This is a genomic window from Sphingopyxis sp. SCN 67-31 (assembly GCF_001725095.1).
Genome location: NZ_MEFH01000214.1, coordinates 1 through 5,037, shown reverse-complemented (window position 1 = coordinate 5,037; position 5,037 = coordinate 1). Strand labels below are relative to the sequence as shown.

The window sequence follows — 5,037 nt, the reverse complement described above, 5'->3', positions numbered from 1 at the left end:
ATAGCGCGACCAGTATATGCCGACCGATAAAACCGCCCGCTCCCAAAAGCATGACGCGCATTCACGATCCCCCAGAGAAAGGCAGTCAGCCCTGCGAAAGCCGCTCCGTTGAAGCAGCGGGTCCGCAACAATCCGCTGCGCAACGGTTAGGTGGACTTCCGGGAGCTTGTAAAGGCTGATCCGAACGGCATCGGGCGGGAGGGATGGAGCGGGTAGCGGGAATCGAACCCGCCTAGCTAGCTTGGAAGGCTAGAGCATTACCACTATGCTATACCCGCTTCGCCAAGGTGCGCGCGATTGCCAGTTTGGGGCGGGGTCGTCAAGCGGAACGCGCAGCGGTGATTGAGAACATCGTGGCAACATGCTAGGAATCGGCGTGTGAGCGAGACCGGCGACAGTGAAGCGGACGGCGGCGAGGCGCCGGTTCGCAAAATCATCCATGTCGACATGGACGCCTTTTACGCCTCGGTCGAGCAGCGCGACGATCCGGCGCTGCGCGGCAAGCCCGTCGCGGTCGGCGGATCTTCGCGGCGCGGGGTGGTCGCCGCCGCATCCTATGAAGCGCGCAAATTCGGCGTCCGGTCGGCGATGCCGAGCATCACCGCGAAGCGCCAGTGTCCCGAGCTGATTTTCGTGCCGCCGCGGTTCGACGCCTATCGCGCGATATCGCATCAGATCCGCGCAATCTTTCACGACTACGCCGACGATGTCGAACCGCTGTCGCTCGACGAAGCCTATCTCGACGTGACGCGCGACAAGGCGGAACTGGGCAGCGCGACGGCGACCGCGCGGCTGATCCGGGAACGCATCCGCGCCGAAACCGGCCTGACCGCGTCGGCCGGCGTGTCGTACAACAAGTTCATCGCCAAGCTGGCGTCTGATCAGAACAAGCCCGACGGGATGACGGTGATTCCGCCGGGGAAAGGCGCGGCGTTCGTCCAGACGCTGTCGATCCGGCGGTTCCATGGCATCGGCCCCGTGACCGCCGCGAAGATGGAGGGGCTCGGCATCTTTTCGGGCGCCGATCTGGCGGCGCAGGACCGCGCGTGGCTGGCGGCGCATTTCGGTAACAGCGCCGAATGGCTCTATAAACTGGCGCGCGGGGTGGACCATCGCCGTGTGCGATCGAACCGGCCGCTCAAGTCCCTCGGCGGCGAGCGGACCTTCTTCAACGATCTGGTCAGCGACACCGAAATTCGCGAGGCGCTCGCCCATGTCTGCACCGTGGTATGGGACCGGGCGGCGAAGAAGGGCGCGCGCGGGCGGACGGTGACGCTGAAGCTGCGCTATGCCGACTTCCGCACGATCACGCGCGCAAAGTCGGTGGCAGCGCCGATCGCCGACGGGGCGGCGTTGCTCGCGGCGGGGGAGGCGATCCTTGCCCCCTTGCTGCCGGTCGAGCAGGGGATCCGGCTGCTCGGCGTGACGCTGAGCAAGTTCGAGGGCGAGGAAGAGGAGAGCGACACGGCCGCTGCGCCCGCAGATTTGCTGAGCCTGCTCTGATGTAGGTCGCCCCAGCCTTCGCGGGGGCGGCGAGATTATTGGGCCGGTGCGAACACCCGTTCCTTGGTCGCGGTGAAGCGGATTGACGGGTTGCGCTGCGTCACATAGCCGACTTCCCACGCATCCTTGGCCATGAAGACCGGCGCGCCGTCACGGTCGGTGGCGGCGGCGCCGCGATTGTCGGCCTGGAACTGCTTGAGCGCGGCGGCGTCATCGCTGGCGATCCAGCGCGCGGTATCCCACGGGCTGGCCTCGAGCTTTGCCTCGACCTTATATTCGGCCTCGAGCCGGCTGATCAGCACGTCGAGCTGGAGCTGGCCGACGACGCCCACGATCATGTTGGCGCCGATCTCCGGATAGAAGACCTGGATGATCCCTTCTTCGGCCATGTCGTCGAGCGCCTTGCGGAGCTGTTTGGTCTTGGTCGGATCGACGAGCGCGACGCGGCGCAGGATTTCGGGAGCGAAGTTCGGCAGGCCGGTGATCATCACGTCGCTGCGTTCGGAGAGGGTGTCGCCGACGCGCAGCGTCCCGTGGTTGGGGATGCCGATGATGTCGCCGGGCCAGGCCTCTTCGGCCATTTCGCGGTCCTGCGCGAGGAAAAGCATCGGGCGGCTGATCGCGATCGCCTTGCCGGTGCCGCCCTGCGTCAGCCGCATCCCGCGTTCGAACTTGCCCGAACACAGGCGCATGAAGGCGATGCGGTCGCGGTGCGCGGGGTTCATATTCGCCTGCACCTTGAAGACGAAGCCGGTGACGGCATCGTCGTCGGGGCGTACCGGCGCGGGTTCGGCAGGCTGCGGCTGCGGTCCCGGCGCATGCGCCGCGAGCCCGGCGAGCAGATCGACGACGCCGAATTCCTTGAGCGCGGAGCCGAAATAGACGGGGGTGAGGTCGCCGTTCCGATAGGCGTCGACGTCGAAGGACGCATAGCCCGCGGAGGCGAGCTCGATTTCTTCGTTGAACTGATCGAGCGCACGCGAATCGACCGCCGCCGCCAGCTTCGGATCGTCATGGCCGGTGAGCGCGATCCGTTCGCCCTCGAACGCGCGCGAGGCTTCCTTGCCGGGGACCGCGAGCGACGGTTCGACCAGATCATAGAGGCCCGAGAAGGTGCCGCCCATCCCGACCGGCCAGTTCATCGGACAGACGTCGAGCGCCAGCCGGTCGGCGACCTCGTCGAGCAGTTCGAAGGGCGACTGGCCTTCGCGATCGACCTTGTTGATGAAGGTGATGATCGGCACCGAGCGCAGGCGGCACACCTCGAACAGCTTGAGCGTCTGCGGTTCGATCCCCTTGGCGGCGTCGATCACCATCACCGCGCTGTCGACCGCGGTGAGCGTGCGATAGGTGTCCTCGCTGAAATCCTCGTGCCCCGGCGTGTCGAGCAGGTTGAAGACAAGGCCCTGATGTTCGAAGGTCATCACCGACGAGGTCACCGAAATGCCGCGCTGCTGTTCGATCTTCATCCAGTCGGAGCGGGCGCGCCGCGCCTGTCCGCGTGCCTTGACCTCGCCCGCCATATGGATGGCGCCGCCCGCAACGAGCAGCTTTTCGGTCAGCGTCGTCTTGCCCGCGTCGGGGTGCGAGATGATGGCGAAGGTGCGGCGGTCGGGGTGGTTCTGGGACATGGCGCCGGGCGCCTAGCAGGTGGCGGCGTCAGTGGAAAGGGCTGACGCAGCATCGTGTCTTCGCGCAGCGGCGGCGCAGCGGCCCCGCTCGTCGCGTTCGGGAATGACGATCAGGCGTCGGTGAGGTCGAGCAGCGTCCGCGCGTCGAGGCCGATGCGGCGCATCTGCTCGGCGACCGGCGGCCAGACGTTGGTCAGGAAATCTTCGCGCATCAGCGTGCGCAGGCGATCGGTCGCACCCTCGGCGACGAACATGCCGACCCCGCGCTTCACCGTGACCAGGCCTTCGTCCTGAAAGGTCTGATAGGCTTTGGCGACGGTCAGCGGGTTGGCGCCTTCCTCGGCAGCGAGCGACCGGACCGACGGGAGCATGTCGCCGTCGCGAAAGGTGCCGTCGAGAATCGCATTGGCGATCACGTCACGAAGCCGTTGATAAACGGGTTTGGTCTGATCGAGCATGCCGCCTTAATGCCATAAGACAGCAGCACAGTCAATTGAAGAAAATTAGTTTCTGCTGATATTAGGCGACACTAAATGTCCCAGGTGCTGACGATTTCGTCATAATCTGGACGCGGGCGTTCCGACAGGTCGGCGCCGGGGGTGCCGATAAAGAAATAGCCGACGATCGCGTCGCCTTCGCGCAGCCCGAACGCGGCGCCGACGTTCGGGCTGAACGCCGCCCAGCCGGTGAGCCAGCTGCCGACATAGCCGTGGGCGTGCGCGGCGTGGAGCAGGTTCATGCCGACTGCTCCCGCCGACATCTGCTGTTCCCACAGCGGGATCTTGCTGCCCGCGACGGGCGCCGAGACGAGGAGCAGCAGCGTCGGCGCCTGATGCGCAAACTGGTCGAGCGCAGAGAGATCCATGCCGGCCGCGCCGGGATTTTCGGCCACCCATGCCTGCTTGAGCAGCGCGGCAAAGGCATCGCGCTGTTCAGGCGCGATCGTGATGATGCGCCAGGGGGCGAGCTTGCCATGATCGGGCGTGCGCAGCGCGAGTTCGATGATCGCGCGCAATTCGTCCGTGTCGGGCCCGGGGGCGACCATGTCGCGCGCCTTGCCCGAGCGGCGCGTGGCGAGGTGGCTTTTCAGCGAAGAGGTGTCGTTGAACATCGCGCGCCATGTGGCGTCTCGCCCGCATCCGCGCAACCCCGCCGCGTCGGGCGCTTTGGTTTCATGCGCAATTAGATTCTTCCCATACGCAATTTTCGCGCTAGGTTGCCCCATTCGCGCGGCAGAAGTCCGCGGCAAAACCATCCGGGAAAAGGGACGCATATAGATGAAAGATATGGCCTTATGGGACGAGGGGGACTGGATCGCGGTTATCGCGCTGGTCATCCTGGGGGTCTTTTTGAGCATCGGCGCTTTGGTCGCCGCCAGCAAGAAACCTGAATTCGCCGGCCATCCCAAGGGCCTCTACATGCTGTTCTTTGCCGAGATGTGGGAACGCTTCTCCTACTACGGCATGCGCGCGCTGCTGATCTTCTACCTGACGCAGCACTGGCTGTTTTCGGACGGCAAATCGAACCTGATCTACGGCGCCTATACCGCGCTCGTCTACATCACCCCCGTGCTCGGCGGCTATCTTGCGGACCGCTATCTGGGGCAGCGCAAGGCGGTGCTGTTCGGCGGTGTGCTCCTCGCCTTCGGCCATTTGTTCATGGCCTTCGAGGGCGATCACGGCATCACCGATGCCGCGACGAAGCAGGCCGATCCCGCGATCAACATCTTCTGGCTCGCGCTCGCGCTCATCATCGTCGGCTCGGGTTTCCTCAAGGCCAATATCTCGGTGATGGTCGGCCAGCTCTATCGCCTGACCGACATGCGCCGCGACGCGGCCTACACCATCTTCTACATGGGCATTAACGTCGGCGCGGCGCTCGGCACGATCCTCGTCGGCTATCT

General features: G+C 65.2%; 5 protein-coding genes and 1 tRNA gene. 2 read left to right on the top strand and 4 right to left on the bottom strand.

From position 1 onward, the window contains the following. Positions 1-204: 204 nt before the first annotated feature. A tRNA-Gly gene (locus tag ABS88_RS24310) sits at positions 205-278 on the bottom strand. Positions 279-378: 100 nt separating this feature from the next. Between ABS88_RS24310 and dinB the strand changes: the two genes are divergently transcribed. Further along, positions 379-1,503, top strand: coding sequence for a DNA polymerase IV (dinB, locus tag ABS88_RS24305; protein ID WP_286750851.1), 1,125 nt, complete (start codon positions 379-381; stop codon positions 1,501-1,503). A gap of 35 nt (positions 1,504-1,538) precedes the next feature. Here dinB and ABS88_RS24300 read toward each other — a convergent pair whose 3' ends face one another. The 3 genes from ABS88_RS24300 to ABS88_RS24290 form a co-directional block, all read right to left on the bottom strand. Further along, on the bottom strand, positions 1,539-3,134 hold the full coding sequence (locus tag ABS88_RS24300; protein WP_062764671.1) for a peptide chain release factor 3: 1,596 nt from the start codon (positions 3,132-3,134) through the stop codon (positions 1,539-1,541). A 110-nt stretch (positions 3,135-3,244) separates the two neighbouring features. Further along, positions 3,245-3,592, bottom strand: coding sequence for a GntR family transcriptional regulator (locus ABS88_RS24295; RefSeq protein WP_003043532.1), 348 nt, complete (start codon positions 3,590-3,592; stop codon positions 3,245-3,247). 71 nt (positions 3,593-3,663) lie between these two features. Next, positions 3,664-4,245 carry a nitroreductase family protein gene (locus tag ABS88_RS24290; protein WP_286750850.1) on the bottom strand — a complete coding sequence of 194 codons (582 nt, stop codon included), beginning with the start codon at positions 4,243-4,245 and terminating at the stop codon, positions 3,664-3,666. A 166-nt stretch (positions 4,246-4,411) separates the two neighbouring features. Here ABS88_RS24290 and ABS88_RS24285 point away from each other — a divergent pair. Continuing rightward, positions 4,412-5,037: oligopeptide:H+ symporter (locus ABS88_RS24285; RefSeq protein ID WP_286750849.1), on the top strand; the 626-nt coding region annotated here is incomplete at its 3' end.